At 63.9% G+C, this 16,798-nt stretch carries 17 protein-coding genes; 12 read left to right on the top strand and 5 right to left on the bottom strand.

The annotated features are described in order from the left end of the window. Positions 1–3 precede the first annotated feature (3 nt). From LQZ85_RS17940 to LQZ85_RS03700, 3 genes are all read left to right on the top strand, one after another. The gene (locus tag LQZ85_RS17940; RefSeq protein WP_355705783.1) at positions 4–141 is read left to right on the top strand and encodes a phage holin family protein; all 138 of its coding nucleotides are present in this window, start codon (positions 4–6) and stop codon (positions 139–141) included. Then, positions 138–701 (top strand): DUF3618 domain-containing protein, encoded by a 564-nt coding sequence (locus LQZ85_RS03705; protein WP_230100518.1) that lies wholly within the window; start codon positions 138–140, stop codon positions 699–701. The genes LQZ85_RS17940 and LQZ85_RS03705 overlap by 4 nt, the downstream gene beginning before the upstream one ends. A 73-nt stretch (positions 702–774) precedes the next feature. Then, positions 775–1,842 carry a YihY/virulence factor BrkB family protein gene (locus tag LQZ85_RS03700; RefSeq protein ID WP_230100517.1) on the top strand — a complete coding sequence of 356 codons (1,068 nt, stop codon included), beginning with the start codon at positions 775–777 and terminating at the stop codon, positions 1,840–1,842. A 16-nt stretch (positions 1,843–1,858) separates the two neighbouring features. Here the strand turns inward: LQZ85_RS03700 and LQZ85_RS03695 are convergent, their stop codons facing one another. Both LQZ85_RS03695 and LQZ85_RS03690 read right to left on the bottom strand, forming a co-directional pair. Then, positions 1,859–2,575 (bottom strand): TetR/AcrR family transcriptional regulator C-terminal domain-containing protein, encoded by a 717-nt coding sequence (locus LQZ85_RS03695; RefSeq protein WP_230100516.1) that lies wholly within the window; start codon positions 2,573–2,575, stop codon positions 1,859–1,861. Between the two features lie 106 nt (positions 2,576–2,681). Then, complete coding sequence (locus LQZ85_RS03690) at positions 2,682–3,536, bottom strand: NAD(P)-dependent oxidoreductase (RefSeq protein WP_230100515.1); 855 nt, start codon at positions 3,534–3,536, stop codon at positions 2,682–2,684. Between the two features lie 173 nt (positions 3,537–3,709). On the opposite strand from LQZ85_RS03690, the gene LQZ85_RS03685 reads away from it, so the two are divergent. Continuing rightward, positions 3,710–3,967, top strand: coding sequence for a hypothetical protein (locus LQZ85_RS03685; RefSeq protein ID WP_230100514.1), 258 nt, complete (start codon positions 3,710–3,712; stop codon positions 3,965–3,967). A gap of 375 nt (positions 3,968–4,342) precedes the next feature. Beyond that, entirely contained in the window at positions 4,343–4,660 is a 318-nt protein-coding gene (locus LQZ85_RS03680) for a hypothetical protein (RefSeq protein ID WP_230100513.1), read from the top strand. A gap of 61 nt (positions 4,661–4,721) precedes the next feature. On the opposite strand, the gene LQZ85_RS03675 is transcribed toward LQZ85_RS03680, so the two are convergent. After that, a complete protein-coding gene (locus LQZ85_RS03675; RefSeq protein ID WP_230100512.1) occupies positions 4,722–5,063 on the bottom strand; it encodes an ATP-dependent DNA ligase in 342 nt (113 codons plus the stop codon). A 369-nt stretch (positions 5,064–5,432) separates the two neighbouring features. Between LQZ85_RS03675 and LQZ85_RS03670 the strand changes: the two genes are divergently transcribed. The 5 genes from LQZ85_RS03670 to LQZ85_RS03650 all read left to right on the top strand — a co-directional run bounded on the left by LQZ85_RS03670 (position 5,433) and on the right by LQZ85_RS03650 (position 9,773). Then, the gene (locus tag LQZ85_RS03670; protein WP_230100511.1) at positions 5,433–5,660 is read left to right on the top strand and encodes a DUF2188 domain-containing protein; all 228 of its coding nucleotides are present in this window, start codon (positions 5,433–5,435) and stop codon (positions 5,658–5,660) included. Positions 5,661–5,669: 9 nt separating this feature from the next. Beyond that, entirely contained in the window at positions 5,670–6,623 is a 954-nt protein-coding gene (locus tag LQZ85_RS03665; RefSeq protein WP_230100510.1) for an ATP-dependent DNA ligase, read from the top strand. A gap of 470 nt (positions 6,624–7,093) precedes the next feature. Further along, entirely contained in the window at positions 7,094–7,543 is a 450-nt protein-coding gene (locus LQZ85_RS03660; protein WP_230100509.1) for a tetratricopeptide repeat protein, read from the top strand. Between the two features lie 110 nt (positions 7,544–7,653). Next, positions 7,654–9,135, top strand: coding sequence for an arylsulfatase (locus LQZ85_RS03655; RefSeq protein ID WP_230100508.1), 1,482 nt, complete (start codon positions 7,654–7,656; stop codon positions 9,133–9,135). Positions 9,136–9,449: 314 nt separating this feature from the next. Further along, positions 9,450–9,773 carry a hypothetical protein gene (locus LQZ85_RS03650; protein ID WP_230100507.1) on the top strand — a complete coding sequence of 108 codons (324 nt, stop codon included), beginning with the start codon at positions 9,450–9,452 and terminating at the stop codon, positions 9,771–9,773. A 46-nt stretch (positions 9,774–9,819) separates the two neighbouring features. Here LQZ85_RS03650 and LQZ85_RS03645 read toward each other — a convergent pair whose 3' ends face one another. Then, positions 9,820–10,158, bottom strand: coding sequence for an ATP-dependent DNA ligase (locus LQZ85_RS03645; protein WP_230100506.1), 339 nt, complete (start codon positions 10,156–10,158; stop codon positions 9,820–9,822). A gap of 184 nt (positions 10,159–10,342) precedes the next feature. Between LQZ85_RS03645 and LQZ85_RS03640 the strand changes: the two genes are divergently transcribed. Together LQZ85_RS03640 and LQZ85_RS03635 are read left to right on the top strand one after the other, a co-directional pair. Further along, positions 10,343–11,284 (top strand): helix-turn-helix domain-containing protein, encoded by a 942-nt coding sequence (locus LQZ85_RS03640; protein ID WP_230100505.1) that lies wholly within the window; start codon positions 10,343–10,345, stop codon positions 11,282–11,284. Positions 11,285–12,493: 1,209 nt separating this feature from the next. Beyond that, entirely contained in the window at positions 12,494–13,162 is a 669-nt protein-coding gene (locus tag LQZ85_RS03635; RefSeq protein WP_230100504.1) for a ThuA domain-containing protein, read from the top strand. Positions 13,163–13,240: 78 nt separating this feature from the next. Here the strand turns inward: LQZ85_RS03635 and LQZ85_RS03630 are convergent, their stop codons facing one another. Then, positions 13,241–16,729 carry an alginate lyase family protein gene (locus LQZ85_RS03630; protein WP_230100503.1) on the bottom strand — a complete coding sequence of 1,163 codons (3,489 nt, stop codon included), beginning with the start codon at positions 16,727–16,729 and terminating at the stop codon, positions 13,241–13,243. Positions 16,730–16,798 lie beyond the last annotated feature (69 nt).

The following is a 16,798-nucleotide window of genomic DNA, read 5'->3' as shown; positions in this document are numbered from 1 at the left end:
GCGGTGCTATGGGCGGTGATCGCGCTGATCCTGTTCCTGGTGGGACGCGGTCAGTTCCAGCAGGTGAAAGGTGTTCCGCAGACGGTGGACACCGTGAAAGAGATTCCCGAAACGCTGAAGAGAAATGAGGAGAACCGATGAGTGATTCACCCGACGCGATTCGAGCCGACATCGAGCGGACGCGCGAAGACCTGGGGCTCGACGTTGATGCGCTGGCCGACAAAGTATCCCCGTCCAAGATCGTGGATCGACAGATGGGCAAGGTCCGTGGCGTGTTCGGATCGGTCCGTGACCGAGTGATGGGGGCCGCTGATGACACCGGTTCCTCTTTCTCCGACGCGGGCTCTCATCTCGGAGACGTGAAGGACCGAGCGGTGGCGAAAGCCGAGGGCAACCCTCTCGCGGTCGGTCTGATCGCGTTCGGGATCGGCCTCGTGGCCGCGTCGCTGGTGCCCGCGTCGACCAAGGAGAAGGACCTCGCAGCCAGTGTGAAGGACCAGGCGCAGTCGCTCGTCGATGAGGTCTCGGACGTTGCGAAAGAGGTCGGCGAGCAACTGAAAGAGCCTGCGCAGGCGTCCGTCGCGGCAGTGGGGGCCTCGGCTCAGGACTCGGTCTCGGCAGTCAAGGACGAAGCCCAGACCGCCGCCCACGAGGTCAAGGATCAGGCGCAGCAGGCACGCGAGCACATCGCGGACAACTAAACCGACCCCAGGTCGGGCGGACCCATCCCGCGGGCAAATGGGATGGGTCCGCCCTCACGATGAAGGAAACACCATGTCCCGTCCCGCATCAACCACCGACCACAACGCCCCGAATCCCGAGGCGGCAGGGAAGCCAGACTCGCCGGTCGATCTGCACAAGCGGTCCTGGAAGTACGTGTTGCAGAAGACGATCCGCGAGTTCTCCTCCGACCAGTGCACAGACATCGCCGCCGCACTGACGTACTACGCCGTGCTCTCAATCTTCCCCGGCCTCATCGCGATCTTCTCCCTCCTCGGCGTCTTCGGACAAGGGCAGGCCGCAAGCGACGCCGTCCTCGGCATCGTCGAACAGGTCGCTCCCGGCGACACTGCCGACACCATCCGCGGACCCATCGAGCAGATCGCGGGGTCGCCGGCGGCCGGGTTCGCGTTGATCACCGGAATCGTGCTGGCGATCTGGTCGGCATCCGGGTACGTCGGGGCGTTCAGTCGGGCGATGAACCGCATCTACGAGATCGAGGAGGGGCGTCCCTTCTGGAAGCTGAAGCCCGCTCAACTGCTGGTCACCATCATTGCCATCGTGCTGCTCGTCATCGCCGCCATCATCCTCGTCGTGTCGGGAGCCGTCACCGAAGCACTGGGCAGCGCTCTCGGGCTTGGAGAAGTTCCCCAGACGATCTGGTCCATCGTGAAGTGGCCGGTGCTCGCCTTTATCGTCGTGCTGATCGTCGCGATCCTCTACTACGCGACCCCCAACGCGAAGCAGCCGAAGTTCCGGTGGATCAGCATCGGCGCGCTCATCGCCATCGCCGTCCTCGTGCTGGGCACGGTCGGCTTCGGACTGTATGTCGCCAACTTCTCCAACTACGACCGTACGTACGGCTCCCTCGCCGGAATCGTCATCTTCCTGCTGTGGCTGTGGATCGCGAACCTCGCCCTGTTGTTCGGGGCGGAGTTCGACGCCGAACTCGAACGCGGCCGCCAGCTGCAGGCCGGCATCGCCGCCGAAGAGGACATCCAGCTGCCCCCGCGCGACACTCGCAAGAGCGACAACGTGGCCAAGAAGGAGCAAGAGGACATCGAAGAAGGCCGCAAGATCCGCGCCGGCATGAGCGCCCAGAAGACAGACGACAACGACTGACCCGACGAGGAGCCGGTCAGCGGCTGATGTCGGCGCTCAAACGGTCGAGGAGCGCCTCGAGGGAGACTTCAAACTCTTCCTCGCTGCGGTCCTCGCTCAGCAGAGGCCGAAGGCGCAGCACTTGCGGTGCAGTGGTCAGGCTGAGCTGGCCGTCGCGCTCGGGGATGTCGGCACCGCCCTCATCGAGCGGTGTCCCGACGGGGGCCGTCTCGGCGCCATGGACGGCGGACTCCAACAGGAGTTGCCCGAGAAGGAAGCTGCTAAAGGAACGGTACGTGTCGACCGCCTGCGCATCGGTGAACCCGAGGCCGATGAGCGTGCGCAGGAACATGTCGACGACCTCCACGCTACGCAGCGGCGGCCGTAGCCACGGTGCCGCCGGGTGTCGGCTCGCCACGAGTGGAAACGCGCGGGGATGTTCGGTCGCGATCCGGCGAACCCGATGGGCGACGGTCTGCAAGAAGCCTTGCCAGTGCTCGGCCATCTCATCGTCGAGAGTGTCGGTGAGGTTCCCCATCAGGGACGCGACGACGCCCTCCAGCAAGTCTTCCCGACCGTGAACGTACCGGTACAGGGACATCGCCTCGACCCCGAGGTCCTGGGCGAGTGAGCGCATCGACAGGCTGTCCGCGCCGGTGCGGTCGATCTGCTCCAGTGCCGTCTGGATGATGAGCTCGCGGCTCAGCCGCCCCGCGGACGAACCTGATGGGGTGTTCCGAGATCGCTCCGGCATGGTCACACGCTACTCGCATCTCAATCCTCGAAGGCTAGTAACGGGCAGATGAGAACTACATGGGCTCACGAACGCAGTTGTCGCCCAGCGTCGGATTCGAGCAGCTTCACGGCGAGTAGCTCCCCGAGCACGGGGCCGAATCGGTCGAGCGCTGCGCGTGCAACCGCTTCGATGCGTCCAGCATCGGGGTCGTCGCTCCCGCCGCGCGGCTCATGGTGCTGACCGTGTCGAGCTCCTCGACCACGCGGTCGATGCCGAAGCTCTCCATGGAGTCACCGGCGAGGAGAAGGGGTAGGTGGTCGTCGAGGAAAACGCTGCCTCCCGCGCTCTCTCGAAGCAGACCGTGCAGGTCGTTCACGCCGAGTCCCAGCCCCTGCCCGACGAGCATCGCTTCCGAGGCGGCAACGGCATTCGCAAACCACAGGGCGTTGGCGAGCAACTTCACGATCTGACCGTCCTCGGCTCTCCTGCCCGCCCGCCGCACACCATCGGGACTCGCCAGCGTCTCCAGGATGGGACGCGCTCGTTGAAAAGGTTCGTCCGCGCCGCTGGCGTAAAAAATGAGCTCGCCTGCCTTGGCTTCGACGGCGGAACCTCCCATCGGAGCAGACATAGTATCCACGCCGCGCTGTGCGGCCTGCGCGGCCAGCTCGCGCGTAACGACGGGGTCCCCGGACGTTAGGTCCAGCCACAACGCTCCACCACGAAGCGCCGGAAGCGCCTCGGCCAGGCACTCGCGAAGTTCGACTGGCCCCGGCAGGACCGAAATGAATATGTCAGAGGTTGCGGCGAGGCCCCGTGCTGAGTTCACCCAGATTGCTCCGGGGACGTCGCTCTCTCTCCCTGCATCGACGTCGGAGACGGACACTGAGTACCGCTCGATTAGCCGTCTCGCTATCGGAGCGCCCATGTGCCCAACACCTACGACTCCGATGTGAGGGTTCGTGTTCGCTGTTTCCATTGCCGCACTCTGCCACAGTCGCACTGTGAGGAACATCTCACGGCTGAACATCGTCCGTCAGCGGGCTCATCCGAGCGAGAGCGCGCTCGTCGCTAGCCGCTGCTCGCGACCGATGCAAGCCCCTCATTACTCTCCACCCTTACACGTACTCTCGCCGGGGATCGGAGGCAGAGATGGTGAGAACACGGATCGAAATCGATGGGAGAGATTTCGTCTTGGGTCCTGGTCAGGACGTGAACGAGGTCATGTCTCAGATCAAAGCGGCGGCGGTGTCGCCCCCGGAGTTTGTCTCGTTCTCCGGGGATAACCACACAGCGAGCGTACTCATCCAACCCACCACGCGCGTGGTCGTCGTGATGGAGGAGGACGTCGTTGGTGCCACCGAGCTCGACCGGCCGGGAAGAGCGGCTAATGACTGGGAGTTCTTCTAGGGAGCCACGCGCCACAGGCGTCCCTAACAGTCAGACACAGCTGAGAAACCCACGCGGCGAACCGCCCAAGGCAACGTGTCTGTCGCGCGGCGGCACCACCGGAAGGCACGCATTCACTTTAGGAAATCTGCCTGGCCCGAGGGGCCCTTATGTGAGGTGACGGGGCCGAGTACAGTCAGCGGTACGTTGCACCTCCCCCTTGGGCTGCGACGTCTCGCGGGTTGTCTGCTTCTTCGGCAACATGAGAGGCCGTGGGGATCCGGCCTCTCCCGCCTGCGCCTCTATGGTTCGCGTTACTTCGTGAAGTTCGCGGGTCAGGGTTACCGCCTGCGAGGATGCTGTAGACGGCGGCTGGCACGTCGATATGGTTGCAGTATGGCGACTCTTCACTACGGTGCGACGGGCGATCCGGTTCACATCGAGGATCGTGCGCTAGCTCACCTCAAGGTGGTTATCGCGACGAAGTTGCGACGGAACGAGAGCTTCACGCTGTCGTGGAAGCACGCGGATGACGACCCTCGCGGTCGGTCGACGATCTGGCTTCATCCGTCGATTCCACTCCGGTTCATATTCGAGGATCCGGAGGCGCCGCAGCTGAACGGGAGATGGATTGATGAGCTGATGCAGTCAGCGAACTCAACCGGCGGCATCGTGCTCGTCGACGAGGTGATAGACGCGCCCGAATCAGAGTGATGCGGGTTCCCGTTTGCTCACAACGCGAGGCGACTCTGGATGATCTACTGACCGGCCGTGGTTACGAATAGGCGTGAGCGGGCTGACCCGGCTCCGCTTTCGCGGCGCCGTCCGGTTCGTGCACTAGGTAGAGGCCGGTGGGCGCGTTTGCGGTGAACGCGAGGGCCTCGATCCAGTGGCGGTTGAGGTCGGCCTGGCCCGGGCTAGCGTACTTGAACACGAGGTCGCTGACGGCCGAAATCCAGACCGAGCTGCGTCCGCCTCCCACGCTGGCATCCTCTCGCCAGGTGAACAGGAATGGCTCACCTCGGCGGAGCTTCGTCGTGATGACAACCTGCAGATGGTGCAGCGCGCGGTCCTCTATCTCCACCTTCTGATTACCGTCGTAAATGAACTTACCCATCGTCCGCCGTCCTTTCTGGCTCAGCTCGGTCAGAACGGACGAGGGATTGACTCAGTGCAACTAGCGCACAGGCCGGATACAACGCACCCGGCTGCCGGTAGCTACCGGGGCCTCTCTCGCCGGTGTCGCTGGCGCGCCACCGGGTTCCGTCGCGAGGTCTAGGCAACGTATGGCCAGGCTACGGCCAACAGGACGGAAAATACCCCCCACCTTCGTCTACGTTGCGAACCGGGCAGAGGTGTCTGACGCGACGGTCGCCCAGTGTCGATTGCCTGCGGCAGCACAAGCTCCTCAGGTTGTGCAAGGGTCTCCGAGATCGTGCTCGTTGGGATGTATGACGGTCTCCGAGACAAGAGGAGAGTAATGGTCATGCCCAACGGTGATGTGGAGACGTTCCATCAGGACGGCGGCTGGTTCAACCGGATCGAGGGGGAGTTGGACCCCTTCAGCGGGGCGCACGCGACGCGCGAGGAGGCGGTGGCGGTGGGGCGCGAGACAGCGAGAGCGCGTCAGGTCGAGCACATCGTCCGTCACGTGGACGGCACGATCGGTGACCGCAGCACGTACGGGCACGATCCTCGCGACATCAAGGGATGACGTACCGCCGTGCCTGCAGAACTGCGACCGCCGCTGACCGTGGCGCTCACCCGAGCGGCTGCGACTATACCCGCTGCGGACTCGATGACCGGTGGGGTGATGTACGAGCCGAAGTGGGACGGGTTTCGCATGCTTCTCGTCGTCGATGGCGCGGTCGCCCTGTGGTCTCGGCAGGGCACCGACCTCACCCCCTACTTTCCGGAGATCGTGGCTGCCGCGGCGAACCAGCTCCCGGAGGGCATCGTTCTCGATGGGGAGGTGGTCCTCTGGGACGAGGACCGGCTCGACTTCGACGGGCTCCTGAGGCGCATCAACACATCGTCGGCGTCGGCTCAGCGAATGGCGCGAACGAGTCCGGCATCGTTCGCGGCGTTCGACATCCTCACAGTCGCGGGACAGGATGCCCGCGGCCTGCCGTTGCGAGATCGGCGAGCGCTGCTGGAAGAGCTGGCTATGGAATGGATGCCGCCGCTGAACCTCTCGCCGATGACGACCGACCGTGACGTCGCAGTGCGCTGGTTCGAGGCATTGCGAGATACGGGGATCGAGGGACTCGTTGCGAAAGGTGCAGCGCATCCCTACCGAGGCGGACGACGCTCTTGGATCAAGGTGAAGCAACGCGAGACCCTCGATGTGCTCTGCGGAGCCGTCACCGGTTCACGTCGCCGCCCTGTCGAAGCGGTTATCGGGCTTCCTCTCGACGGCACGCTGCGCATCGTGGGCCGCACTTCCCCTCTCTCGGGCGTTGAGTCCACGAACCTCGGCAGCGTCCTTCGGGCACCCGAGGGCGCTCATCCCTGGCCGAGTCAGGTCAAGCCGGGTGCCATGGACAGGTTCAACCGCGGCGGGAGAGAGCGTGCCGCTCACACTCGTCGAGCCCATGGTGATCGAGATCTCAGCGGACGTGGCCATGACGGGATACTCGTTCCGCCACGCGGTCCGGTTCCGACGCCCGCGTCCTGAGATCGACCCACGCGAGGTCGAGCCGGCGCGCTGGACCGGCGGAGGTGGGCGGCGATAGCGGAGACCGGTCGTGGCAGCATGCTCGTCCGTCCGACGACGAAGCGAACTGCGGTCCCGCACCGAGCGCGGGGCTGCGCCGGATAGTCCGGATAAGTGGTCTTATCGTCGGTAAACGGCCAGACAGGGAAGTAAGAAGGGGCTGAGCAGGTAAGAGCGCTTTTCCAGTGCTGGCGCAGGGTTTCAGTGCGACACGCGGACTTGATGCCGAACCTGAGTGATCCCTTCAGGTGTGAGCTCTGCAATACGGCGTCAATGACGGGCGTCAACGACAGACGTGTCTCGGTGTCTCGGATACCGTGGGTTCCGAAACCAGGTCTCGCGAACCCCCGTCAGGAGCACAGCACAGCATGACGAACGATCCTCTTCAGGATGAGCTGGATCGCGTCCTCCGGGAGCGTAAGCAGCACGACATGGGGCAGACAGTCGCGGCGCTGCGCCCGCTTCTCGAGAAGCATCCGAATGACGCCCGCGTGCTCTTCGAGGTGGCGGACGCCTTCGACGTATCCGGGGAACCTGCTCTCGCTCGCATCTACTACCGGCGCGCGCTCGACAACGGCGCGAGTGGTGATCTGCGTCGTCGGTGTCTTCTTCAGCTCAGCGCCACGTTGTCTACCCTGGGGCTTCCGGCAGAGTCAGGGGAGGCGATCGCCCAGGCCCGCGAGGAGTTTCCTCAGTCAGTGGCGGTCGGGGCGTTCGCGGCGTTGTCGCTGCAGGCGGAGGGGCGTCGGGATGCGGCCATCGGCAGCTTGATCATGCTTCTGACCGACCTCGTCACCGCGGAAGAGCTGGTGCGCTACAAGCTCGAGCTGCGAGCGACCGCCGAGTACCTGATCTCCCTGGACCTCGCGACCGACCGTTGATCGACATCCGACTCGATCGCTCACCCGGCAGGGGTGAGTTCGGGCGGCGGGGTGTTTCAGAGAGAGCTACTTTCGGTCCATTGGTGCAAGACTCGACGGAGGAGAGACCCATGGCGGAGAAGCCGAACATCATCCTGTTCATGTCTGACGATGTGGGATGGGGGGACCTGGGCTGCTACGGCGGTGGGGAGAACCGTGGGGCGCCGACCCCGAATCTCGACAGGCTCGCCGCCGAGGGGTTGCAGTTCATGTCGTTCTACGGGCAGCCCAGCTGCACGCCTGGGCGCGCCGCGGCGCTGACTGGCCGGCTGCCGATCCGCAGCGGAATGACGACGGTCGCGTTCCCCGGCGACGGCGGCGGGCTCCCGGCTCCGGAGTGGACGCTGGCCAGCGTCCTCAAGAAGGCGGACTACGACACGTGTCACATCGGAAAGTGGCACCTCGGCGAAGCAGCGTTCGCGATGCCGACGGCGCACGGATTCGACGAGATGTACAACACGACGCTCTATCACCTGAACGCGTACACGTACACGGACAAGGCCTTCAACCCGGACTTCCCGTTCGACGACGAAGCGACGATGAAGATGTGGGGCAACGTCATCGGTGCGCTCGACGGCAAAGCCGGCGAGGAGCCCACCGAGGTCGAGAAGCTGGACTCCGCCAACATCCCCTTCATCGACGAGAAGTCCACCGACCGTGCGATCGATTACATCGAGTCCCATGCGGACGGCGATGAGCCGTTCTTCCTGTACCTGAACACGGCCAAACTGCACCAGCCGAACCTTCCGCATCCTGACTTCGAGGGAGCGTCGATGGGCAAGTCGAAGTTCCTCGATTCGCTCGTCGAGCTCGACCATCGGGTCGGAGTGGTCATCGACAAGATCCGCGAGCTTGGAATCGCGGAGAACACCCTGGTGCTGTGGACCACGGATAACGGCGCGTGGCAGGACGTGTATCCCGACTGCGGTTACACGCCCTACCGTGGCACCAAGGGCACCGACTACGAGGGCGGCAGCCGCGTGCCGGCCATCGCCTGGTGGCCGGGAACGATCGAAGCCGGGCGCCGCAACTCCGAGATCGTCGGGTCTCTGGACCTCATGGCCACGTTCGCGAGCCTGGCGGGTGTGGAGCTTCCCACCGAGGACCGTGAGGGCGAACCGACCATCTTCGACAGCTTCGATCAGTCAGGACTGCTGAAAGGCGAGAGCGGTTCGGCCCGAGATCACTGGCTCTACATGACGGAGACCGAGATGATCCCCGGTGCCGTGCGCGTCGGCAAGTGGAAGGCGATCTGGAATGTCCGCGACCAGTGGCGGGGGCCGTCGTCGTACACCGCGATCGTCCCCGAGCTGTTCGACCTCTGGCAGGATCCGCAGGAGCGATACGACATCTTCATGACCAGCTTCGCCGAGAAGACGTGGCAGGCTCCGCAGATGGCCGCGCGGTTGCTGAGCGTGCTGCCGAGTTACAAGCAGTATCCGAACCGGCCCCTGCAATCCGCAGGCATCAGCTACGCGATGTTCGACGTCGAGGACGCCCAGGTCCAGCAACAGATCCAGAAGATGATCCACGGCCTCACATCGAGTGCATGAACGCGAGTCCAGGACCTGTCGCTCCGTGGGTGGTCACCCCGCGCAGGTGAGGGTCAATATCGCGTTTCGCCTTCCCGGAGGAAACTGTTGGTGCCAGACGACGCCGGGGGGCGTGGTCCTGGCACCGGTGGCGCCGGCGGGCACTGGCGTCACGCGGGATGCCTCGCTTCATCATTACCTCCCTCGAGCGGGGCATCCCGTCACTCATGCGGCCCTCGAGTCATGCGCTGCAGCACCGCTCACCTACCAGGTCGGCCAGGTTCGGAGGCAGAACGATGGTCAAAGGCAGGGCATAGGGCCGAACCGACGTCTCAATGTCGCTGACGACGGGAGTACCGATGCCACCCGGTGATGGCGACGCTCAGAGCGAAGTGGAGCTGAGAGGCGAGCTGCTACGCCTCGAGGAAGAGCACGCTGAGCTCCTCTCGACGACGATCGGTATGGTCAGCGTGGGGAATGCCGAGCTCGCAGAGCGTGCCAATGAGCTCGAACGCAAAGCTGACGCCATTCGCGCCCGTCTCGGCGAGCCGACCCGGCATCCACCGGAGCCGTCCCGTCGCCGCGCGATTCTGGGATGGGTCACTCTGTGTGTGGCAGTGGTGGCAATCCTGGCGCTCGTGTTGGTCTTGCCTCAGTGAGGGCCCGGGGCGCAGGAGTCTCCGTGTGAGCCCGCTAAGAGGCGGATCAGGCTTGAGCGGGAACCGCTACGCGATCAGTGGCCGTGTTCTCGGCCGGTTCGGGAACGAGGTAGAGACCGCTCGGCGAGTTCGCCGTGAACGCGAGAGCGTCAACCCATTCGCGGTTGATCGCGGGCTGGCGGCTGCCGAAGTACTTGAACACGAGGGAGCTTCCCGCGTGCACCCACACGGTCATTCGACCACCACCGACGCTGGTGTCTTCTCGCCACGTGAAGGAGAACGGCTCGCCGCGGCGCAGCTTCGCGGTGATGACCAACTGGAGGTGCGTCAGTGCACGGTCTTCGATCTCGGTCTTGACGCCGTTCTCGTAGATGAACTTGCCCATCGGGTGCTTTCTGCTCTGCCACGAGATCCTCAGAGGAGGCGCGGCTGACGATGTCCGCACTGTGGTTGACCCAATTCTGACATGCGTCCATCAATCGTTCTCCCACCGGCGACCGTGAATATCCGAGCGCGGTTCTCGTGCGCTGAGCTGCGCGCTCGTCCGGATAGAGTTCGTTGTTTACGTCATGCGTATCGGACTGATCGCGATCGACGGCTGCTTCGGTTCGGCTATCGCGTCGATCATCGACATCGTGCGGGTGGCCGACGGAGCCTGCGGCGAGGTCGACCCGCGGATCGACCCGATCGAACTCGCCATCCTCGGACCGAAACGGCGAGTGACCACGACGGCATCGATGACCCTGTCGGTGGACCACCCGCTGTCGGAGTCCGGAGAGTTCGACGTGGTCGTCGTCCCTGCGCTTGGAACCCTTACGGCCGCCGCTACCAACGACGTCCTCCAGAGCCGAGATGCTCGTTCGGTCATCGCCTCGCTCGGGCGCCTCGACGAGGCGACCACCCGGATTGCCGCGGCGTGCACCGGCGTGTTCGCCGTCGCCGAGACCGGACGGATGCATCATCGGAGGGCGACGACCAGCTGGTTCCTGGGGCCGGAGTTCCTGAAGCGCTATCCGACCGTCGCCCTCGATCTCGACACCATGGTCGTGGTCGACGGGAACCTCGTCACCGCCGGCGCCGCGTTCGCCCACATCGACCTCGCGCTCTCACTCGTGCGATCGATCAGCCCCGACCTGGCCCAACATGTCGCCAAGCTCCTCATCATCGACGAGCGTCCGTCGCAGGCGGCTTTCGTCGCCTACGAACATCTCCGGCACGAGGACCCGATCGTCGTCGAGTTCGAACGCTTCGTGCGCGCCCGCCTGGACGAACCGTTCAACGTCGCCTTCGTCGCGCAGTCGCTCGGCACCAGCCGGCGCACCCTCGAACGACGAGTCCGTGCGGCGCTCAACCTCACTCCGCTCGGCTTCGTCCTACGGCTTCGCATCGAACGAGCTCGGCACCTCTCAGCAACCACGGACTTCACCTCCGCCGAGATCGCGCTACGGGTCGGCTACGCGAACGCCGAGACTCTGCGCTCCCTCCTGCGCAGGGAGCGACGCCGTTCCTGACCTATCGCCATGCCTGTAGCTTGTGTCCTAGCGCTCGGTTGGAACCGCCTCTCAGCACGTCGCGTCGGCGCTCCTGCGTCGCCCCTGGACGACCCACTCGACACGCCCGCAGCACAGGTCATGTGACGTGTCCCGGCTTCCCGGACGGTCGGGGTTGGGTGGCTGTGATGTCGCTGCGTTCTCGTCGAGAGGGTCAGCAGACCCGATCAGAGCCGATTGGGATGAGACGCGAAGGCGGTCAGGTCAGGGCGGCCGAAGCCGGGCGGCGGGGTAGCGCCGGGCACGTCGAGGTCTTTCGGATGGATGGCGTAGGAACCTCCGTCGTCGGGAGACCTCGACGTCTATCTGCGGACCGACGCGCCCGGCCGACCTACACCCTCATCTGGGAAGAGCCCTCAAACGAGACCGTCGCCTCAAGCAAGTTCCCGCTGCCGATCGCTCGGGAAGCGACTCGGGTGCGCCGAGGCACGGAGACGATCGGTGTGGTGGAAGTTGCAGAGATCGGAGGTAGCAGCCCTCTCGAGACGTCGAGTTCCCCAGAACGTGGTTTCGAGAGGGCTCGTCACAAAGATTGTGACATTGCTTCCTTGCGTGGCGTAGCGCCCCAGACGCGTTGCATGTAACCCCAGTTACGAAAAAGACGCTATCGCGTGATCACCAGCGGTGAAGTGCTCGACCGAAGCCTCGCAGGCGGGGCGTCCAGGACGCTTTGGGGCGGTCCGTGCATCGCGCTTCTGCGACTCTGCATACGCGATTTCCGGGGCTGGCGACCAGCCCTCCGGAGGGGGAGTTACGTGTCAGAAACGGACAGAGATGACATCGAATGTCACCTGACGGGCGACCGTATGGCGCTCTCGAGCCATCCTTTGCCGTGACACTTTCCTGATCGCTTCTCGGGGTGCCTACGTCGCAACACGATCTTTCGCAGATCTCCATCGTCATCCCTTCGGTAAGGGCCGACACCTGGTGCCTTGACTTTGCCGCCTTGCGTAGCCGCGAGACTATAACCACGCGGTTCCACCTCTTCATCTACATCACCACTCACAGCGGCCATCCCTTTCGTGCGGGGCGCAGAACGTCTCTATTCACCCGAAGCAGGCAAGGCGCTTCGAACTCGCGGAGCTGCAGCGATCCGACCCATCGGATATCGTTGTCCTGGCCACTCAGCACCACCCGGTTAGCTACTCATAGGTGAAGGAGACTCTCCAAATGCTGAACGCGCATGGGACTCGTCAAGCGATGCTCGCCAGTGCAGACGGGCGCTATACCGATCCGTGGCATCCATTCACCGACACGACGGACTGCTTGCGTCGTGTGCTTCAAAGAATTGGTTTCGAGGTTACCGTCGCGCCCGTCGATGAGGCTATGCAGCATTTGCAGGACATCGACCTTCTAGTGGTCAACGCAGGGGATCCGTGGCGCCACGACGCACCGCCTGCTACAGGGGTGTCAGCGGCGTCGATTAGTGGAATCGAATCCGCACTGCGCGGCGGGATCGGAGTTCTGGCGATGCATACCTCACTCTCGTCGCTGCGTGACTATCCAGCCTGGGCGCCCGCAACCGGTCGGATATGGCTCCCCGGAATCTCGATGCACCCACCTATCTCAGAGACGCAACTCTCGTGGTCCAAGCACCCTCTTGCCGGCACAGAGACGCTATCCGTGTTCGATGAGCGGTACGCCTACCTGCAGGCGATCGGCGATTCGGAGATCGTGGCGGAGCACGAGCACGACGGTGTGCAGCATCCCCTCGTCTGGGTTCGCGAGCACTTGGGTTCACGTATCGCCGTCGATCTCCTGGGACATGACACGCGGTCATACGAATCCGAGTCGCATCTGGCGCTTATCGAGCGGCTCGCAAACTGGGTCACTCGTTGAGTTCATTCGGATTGACGAACGGGCGGGAGCAAATCTGGTTGATTCACCCCCGCCCTGTGTTTCATCTTCCACTCGGGACTAGTCGGTTGTTCCGAACAATCTCAGTTCGGCGATGTTGATGATCTGTCCGTTGACGAGGCGGATGTATCGGTAGCCGGTGTCATCAGTGACTTCCCACGGTTGCCAGTCGAGCGTGCCCTGAGGAACGACGGGGGTGAGTCTCGTCCAGGTCGACAGATCGTTCGATCCCTCCAGTCGCATGTTCGAGATGCGGGACGTACCGTATCCGTCCTGTCTGACGAGGATCTCCGCCGCTGTCAGCGACATCGGCGCGTCGTCGAGGTCCCAGGTCATTGCGAATACTCCGTTGATCGCGCGGGTGTCCGAGGCCGTGGCGGCCGAAGCGTCGAACATTTTCGCAGCATTCGAAGTCAGCGCTGCGTCGGGTTGTCCGGTAGGACCGACCACGGGTGCCGCGATGAAGATGTCATCGACGATGCCGACGTCGCTCGAGAGATACAGCTTTGAGCCATCGGTGGTCGCCGCGATCCTGTCCGCCTGGCGTCCGTCTGGAGTCGCGAAGTCGATCGAGAAAGGGATCGTTGTTCCCACCTGAGACGAGTCCGGAACAACGAGCCGTGCGAGCCAACTGCCGGGCGATTCCACTACGACCTCTGCAGGTTCTCCGAGGATCGTCGCCGCGATGCTGTTATTGCCGGCATCGCCCGTGAACCGCAGCTCGACTGTGTCGCTGGGCAGGATGCGGCCGGCGATGCCATCGGGGGAGGCCAGGCTGACGGAAGACATCGAGCCCACGGCCTCGGAGCGCTCCCCACGGATCCGAAGATCCGCGATCGACCAGGGTTCTCCTGGCGCACCCGGTTCATCCATCTGGAGCTTGAGGAACCGGAAGCGATCCTCTCGCGCTTGCGCGCGTACCGGCACGTCCTCGATGGCGACGTCGTCACCGACGGTGGGATGCTCCGTGAGCAGCGTCCAGCTCGAACCGTCGTCGGAGCCGTAGACGTTGGTTCCTGCAGTGCGGTCAGCGAACGTGTCACGCGCAAGGAATCCGAAGCCCTCAGCCCGGACGCGGTAAGCCGGTCCGAAATCGAGCAAGATCTCGGGAACCCGTTGGTCTCCCCAGGTGGTCTGATTGTCGCCGTCGGTGAGCGCGACCAGTATCGGTTTCGCCAGTGTCGGCGATGTCGTCACCTCCGAGAAGTCGAGGGAGCCATCGGACAGCTGCGGATTCAGCAACTCCAGGCCTTTGACCGCTACGCGCAACTGATCGAGCAGCTCCCCGAAAGCGGCGGCATCTGCTGTAGGGATCGCGTCGGTCGCCGCGATGCGCCGTTCCTCCACCGGTGCCCAGCTCGACGTCGTGAACGTCTGAGGCTCGCCCGCATCCGCCAGCAGCGCGTCGATCGCCGCCTCCCGGTCCGGCACGACGGTGACCGTCACCGAGAGCGCTGTGTCCGTCGTGGAGTCGGAGGCGACGACCAGGAAGTTGAATTCACCGATGTCCTTCTTCTTCGTTCCAGGGGTCCAGCTCACGATGTCGCCGGATAGCGTGACGCCCTTAGGTGCGTCCTGGAGTGCGAGCTGTAGATTATCACCCGCCGAATCGCTCGCGACGAATGAGCGGGTCCATGGCTCGCCCGCCACTGCGACGACGTGGAGTGGGCTTGCGACGTCGAACTTCGGCGGGGTCAGGACGGAGCCGGCCTGCGAGAGCACACCTGCGACATCGACGTTCGCCTTCGAGCCCGTGGCACGCAGGAAGAGGATGTTGTCTCCTACGGGTGCCGATACCGCGGCCTGGTCCAGGTCCATCCAGACGGTTCGCCATTCCCCGTCAGTGTCGGGCACCCTGATCTCTGCGAACGGCTCGTCGCGCGATGTGCGAGTTGCCTGCAGCACGGCTGAATCATTCGTGCGTACACGGATGCCGACGAGTGAGGTCGTGGCACGGTTCGACCACACGGTACGTCGCACGGCCACCTGAGCATCCTTCTTGTTGGCCTTGAGGCGCACGAAACTCACACCATCGTCGACTTGCTGCTTAGCACCCTTTCCGATCATGTGACCGAATTGAGAAAGGGACAGCTCCGGTCCTTGCTGTTGCGCGGGTGGCGCAGTTCCGCCGTCCGCTGCGAGCTCGGCCGGAAATGCGACCCAGTACTCTGCGCCGGTGAAGTCTGATCCTCGCGGGTTCCAGAAGTTCTCCACACTGTTGCCGTAGTAGTAGAGGGGGCCGTCGCGGTGTTCGTAGACCTCGGCGACATGAGGTGCCTTCCGCTCGACGTTAACATCGGCGACGTACTTGTACTGCAGGTAAAGCTCGCCGAGCGGATCGCGGAGTCGGCCCCGGTACGCTTGGGAGAGCTTTCCCGAGCCGCCTGAGGTGTCGATGTAGGGGACTTCTTCACCCAGCATGAACGCGGCGAAGACGTCTCCTCCTGCGAGAATTCGATTGTCGAGGAACTCGTAGGGCGAGACGGCGTTCCTTGCGGTCGAGACGGTGCCGTCGACGGGGTCGAGCGTGGTGCCCTGGTTGTTGATGATGCGTGCGAGCGCCGTGAGGATGGCGGTGTCGCCTTCGGCGTGAGCCTGATCTCGCCCCATCTCCATGTGCTGCACGAAGCTCTTTTTGAAGGTGTTGAGCGGGTCGTTCTTCGAGATGATCCGGTACAGAGCGGATAGCGATCCGTTGACGTCGCCGCCGTTGATGGTGTGCTCGCTCTCGTAGGACGCGTTCACCGTGAACCATTCCACCCGTTGCGCGTACAGGTCGGCGTCGTCGAGGTAGATGGCAGCGGCGACCATGCCGATGACCCCGTACAGGTGCTGGTTCCACAACCGGTTCTGCGAGTAGAGGAAGGTCTCGAGATTCGGTCGGATGAAGTTGGCCTCGAGGCGCTGTTCGTCTGCCTCTGTCCATTGAAGGTCGTATCCGTCGAGATAGGCATCGGCCGTTGTCGTCGATCGGATGATCTCTGCGGCGACGAGCATCTGGTACAACGGGACGCCCGTATGGATGTGTGCGTCAGCGAAGTACTGGTATTTCGCTGGATCGAGACCGCTCCACGTGCGGATCACATGGAGGGCGTTCGCCCGGTAGACCTCCTCGCCCGTCACCACATACTGCAGCGCCTGGGTCATCGCGCCGATGCTGTCATCGAGCGCCATGCCGCGCATACCTGCTTCGTCGTAAGAGTCGTCGCGCGGTTCGTCGAGGCCCGATCCGGAATTGCTTGCACGATAGGTCGACGAACCGTACTTGGTATGCGTCATCGCGTCGTAGTAACTCGCCCACGGCTCGACACCGGCCGCGACCTGCTCACGCATGTTTTCGAGGTTGTCGGCGGTGACGCCCACCCCTGGATGGGCGAAGCCGCTGTCACTCTCAGTGCGAACGATCTGAGGCAGCGAGCCCATCGTCGCGGAAGCGCGCGTCTCAGCTGTGGCGCTCACCGGAGTCATCACCGCGGCGCCGAGCACCACCGCGAGCACCATGCTCACGATTGCGCGACGAGGGCGTCCGCGTCCGTCCTTGATCTTCATTGATCTTCCTTCCGTCCAGGGCGTGGGCCGGCAGCCAATGCCACGCGATAGTGGATAGCGCTATCCCTG

Source organism: Microbacterium sp. Bi98 (assembly GCF_918698045.1).
Classification (GTDB): domain Bacteria; phylum Actinomycetota; class Actinomycetes; order Actinomycetales; family Microbacteriaceae; genus Microbacterium.
Note: the sequence above shows the minus strand (reverse complement) of the source record. Positions and strands in the feature narration are given on the sequence as shown.

Coding starts and splice junctions, on each gene's coding strand:
- LQZ85_RS03645 (WP_230100506.1), bottom strand. CDS start 10,158: ATGGGCAAGTTCATCTACGAGAACGGCGTCAAGACCGAGATCGAAGAC.
- LQZ85_RS03705 (WP_230100518.1), top strand. CDS start 138: ATGAGTGATTCACCCGACGCGATTCGAGCCGACATCGAGCGGACGCGC.
- LQZ85_RS03700 (WP_230100517.1), top strand. CDS start 775: ATGTCCCGTCCCGCATCAACCACCGACCACAACGCCCCGAATCCCGAG.
- LQZ85_RS03680 (WP_230100513.1), top strand. CDS start 4,343: ATGGCGACTCTTCACTACGGTGCGACGGGCGATCCGGTTCACATCGAG.
- LQZ85_RS03690 (WP_230100515.1), bottom strand. CDS start 3,536: ATGGAAACAGCGAACACGAACCCTCACATCGGAGTCGTAGGTGTTGGG.
- LQZ85_RS03675 (WP_230100512.1), bottom strand. CDS start 5,063: ATGGGTAAGTTCATTTACGACGGTAATCAGAAGGTGGAGATAGAGGAC.
- LQZ85_RS03695 (WP_230100516.1), bottom strand. CDS start 2,575: ATGCCGGAGCGATCTCGGAACACCCCATCAGGTTCGTCCGCGGGGCGG.
- LQZ85_RS03635 (WP_230100504.1), top strand. CDS start 12,494: ATGCTGAACGCGCATGGGACTCGTCAAGCGATGCTCGCCAGTGCAGAC.
- LQZ85_RS03655 (WP_230100508.1), top strand. CDS start 7,654: ATGGCGGAGAAGCCGAACATCATCCTGTTCATGTCTGACGATGTGGGA.
- LQZ85_RS03660 (WP_230100509.1), top strand. CDS start 7,094: ATGGGGCAGACAGTCGCGGCGCTGCGCCCGCTTCTCGAGAAGCATCCG.
- LQZ85_RS03630 (WP_230100503.1), bottom strand. CDS start 16,729: ATGAAGATCAAGGACGGACGCGGACGCCCTCGTCGCGCAATCGTGAGC.
- LQZ85_RS03685 (WP_230100514.1), top strand. CDS start 3,710: ATGGTGAGAACACGGATCGAAATCGATGGGAGAGATTTCGTCTTGGGT.
- LQZ85_RS03670 (WP_230100511.1), top strand. CDS start 5,433: ATGCCCAACGGTGATGTGGAGACGTTCCATCAGGACGGCGGCTGGTTC.
- LQZ85_RS03640 (WP_230100505.1), top strand. CDS start 10,343: ATGCGTATCGGACTGATCGCGATCGACGGCTGCTTCGGTTCGGCTATC.
- LQZ85_RS03650 (WP_230100507.1), top strand. CDS start 9,450: ATGTCGCTGACGACGGGAGTACCGATGCCACCCGGTGATGGCGACGCT.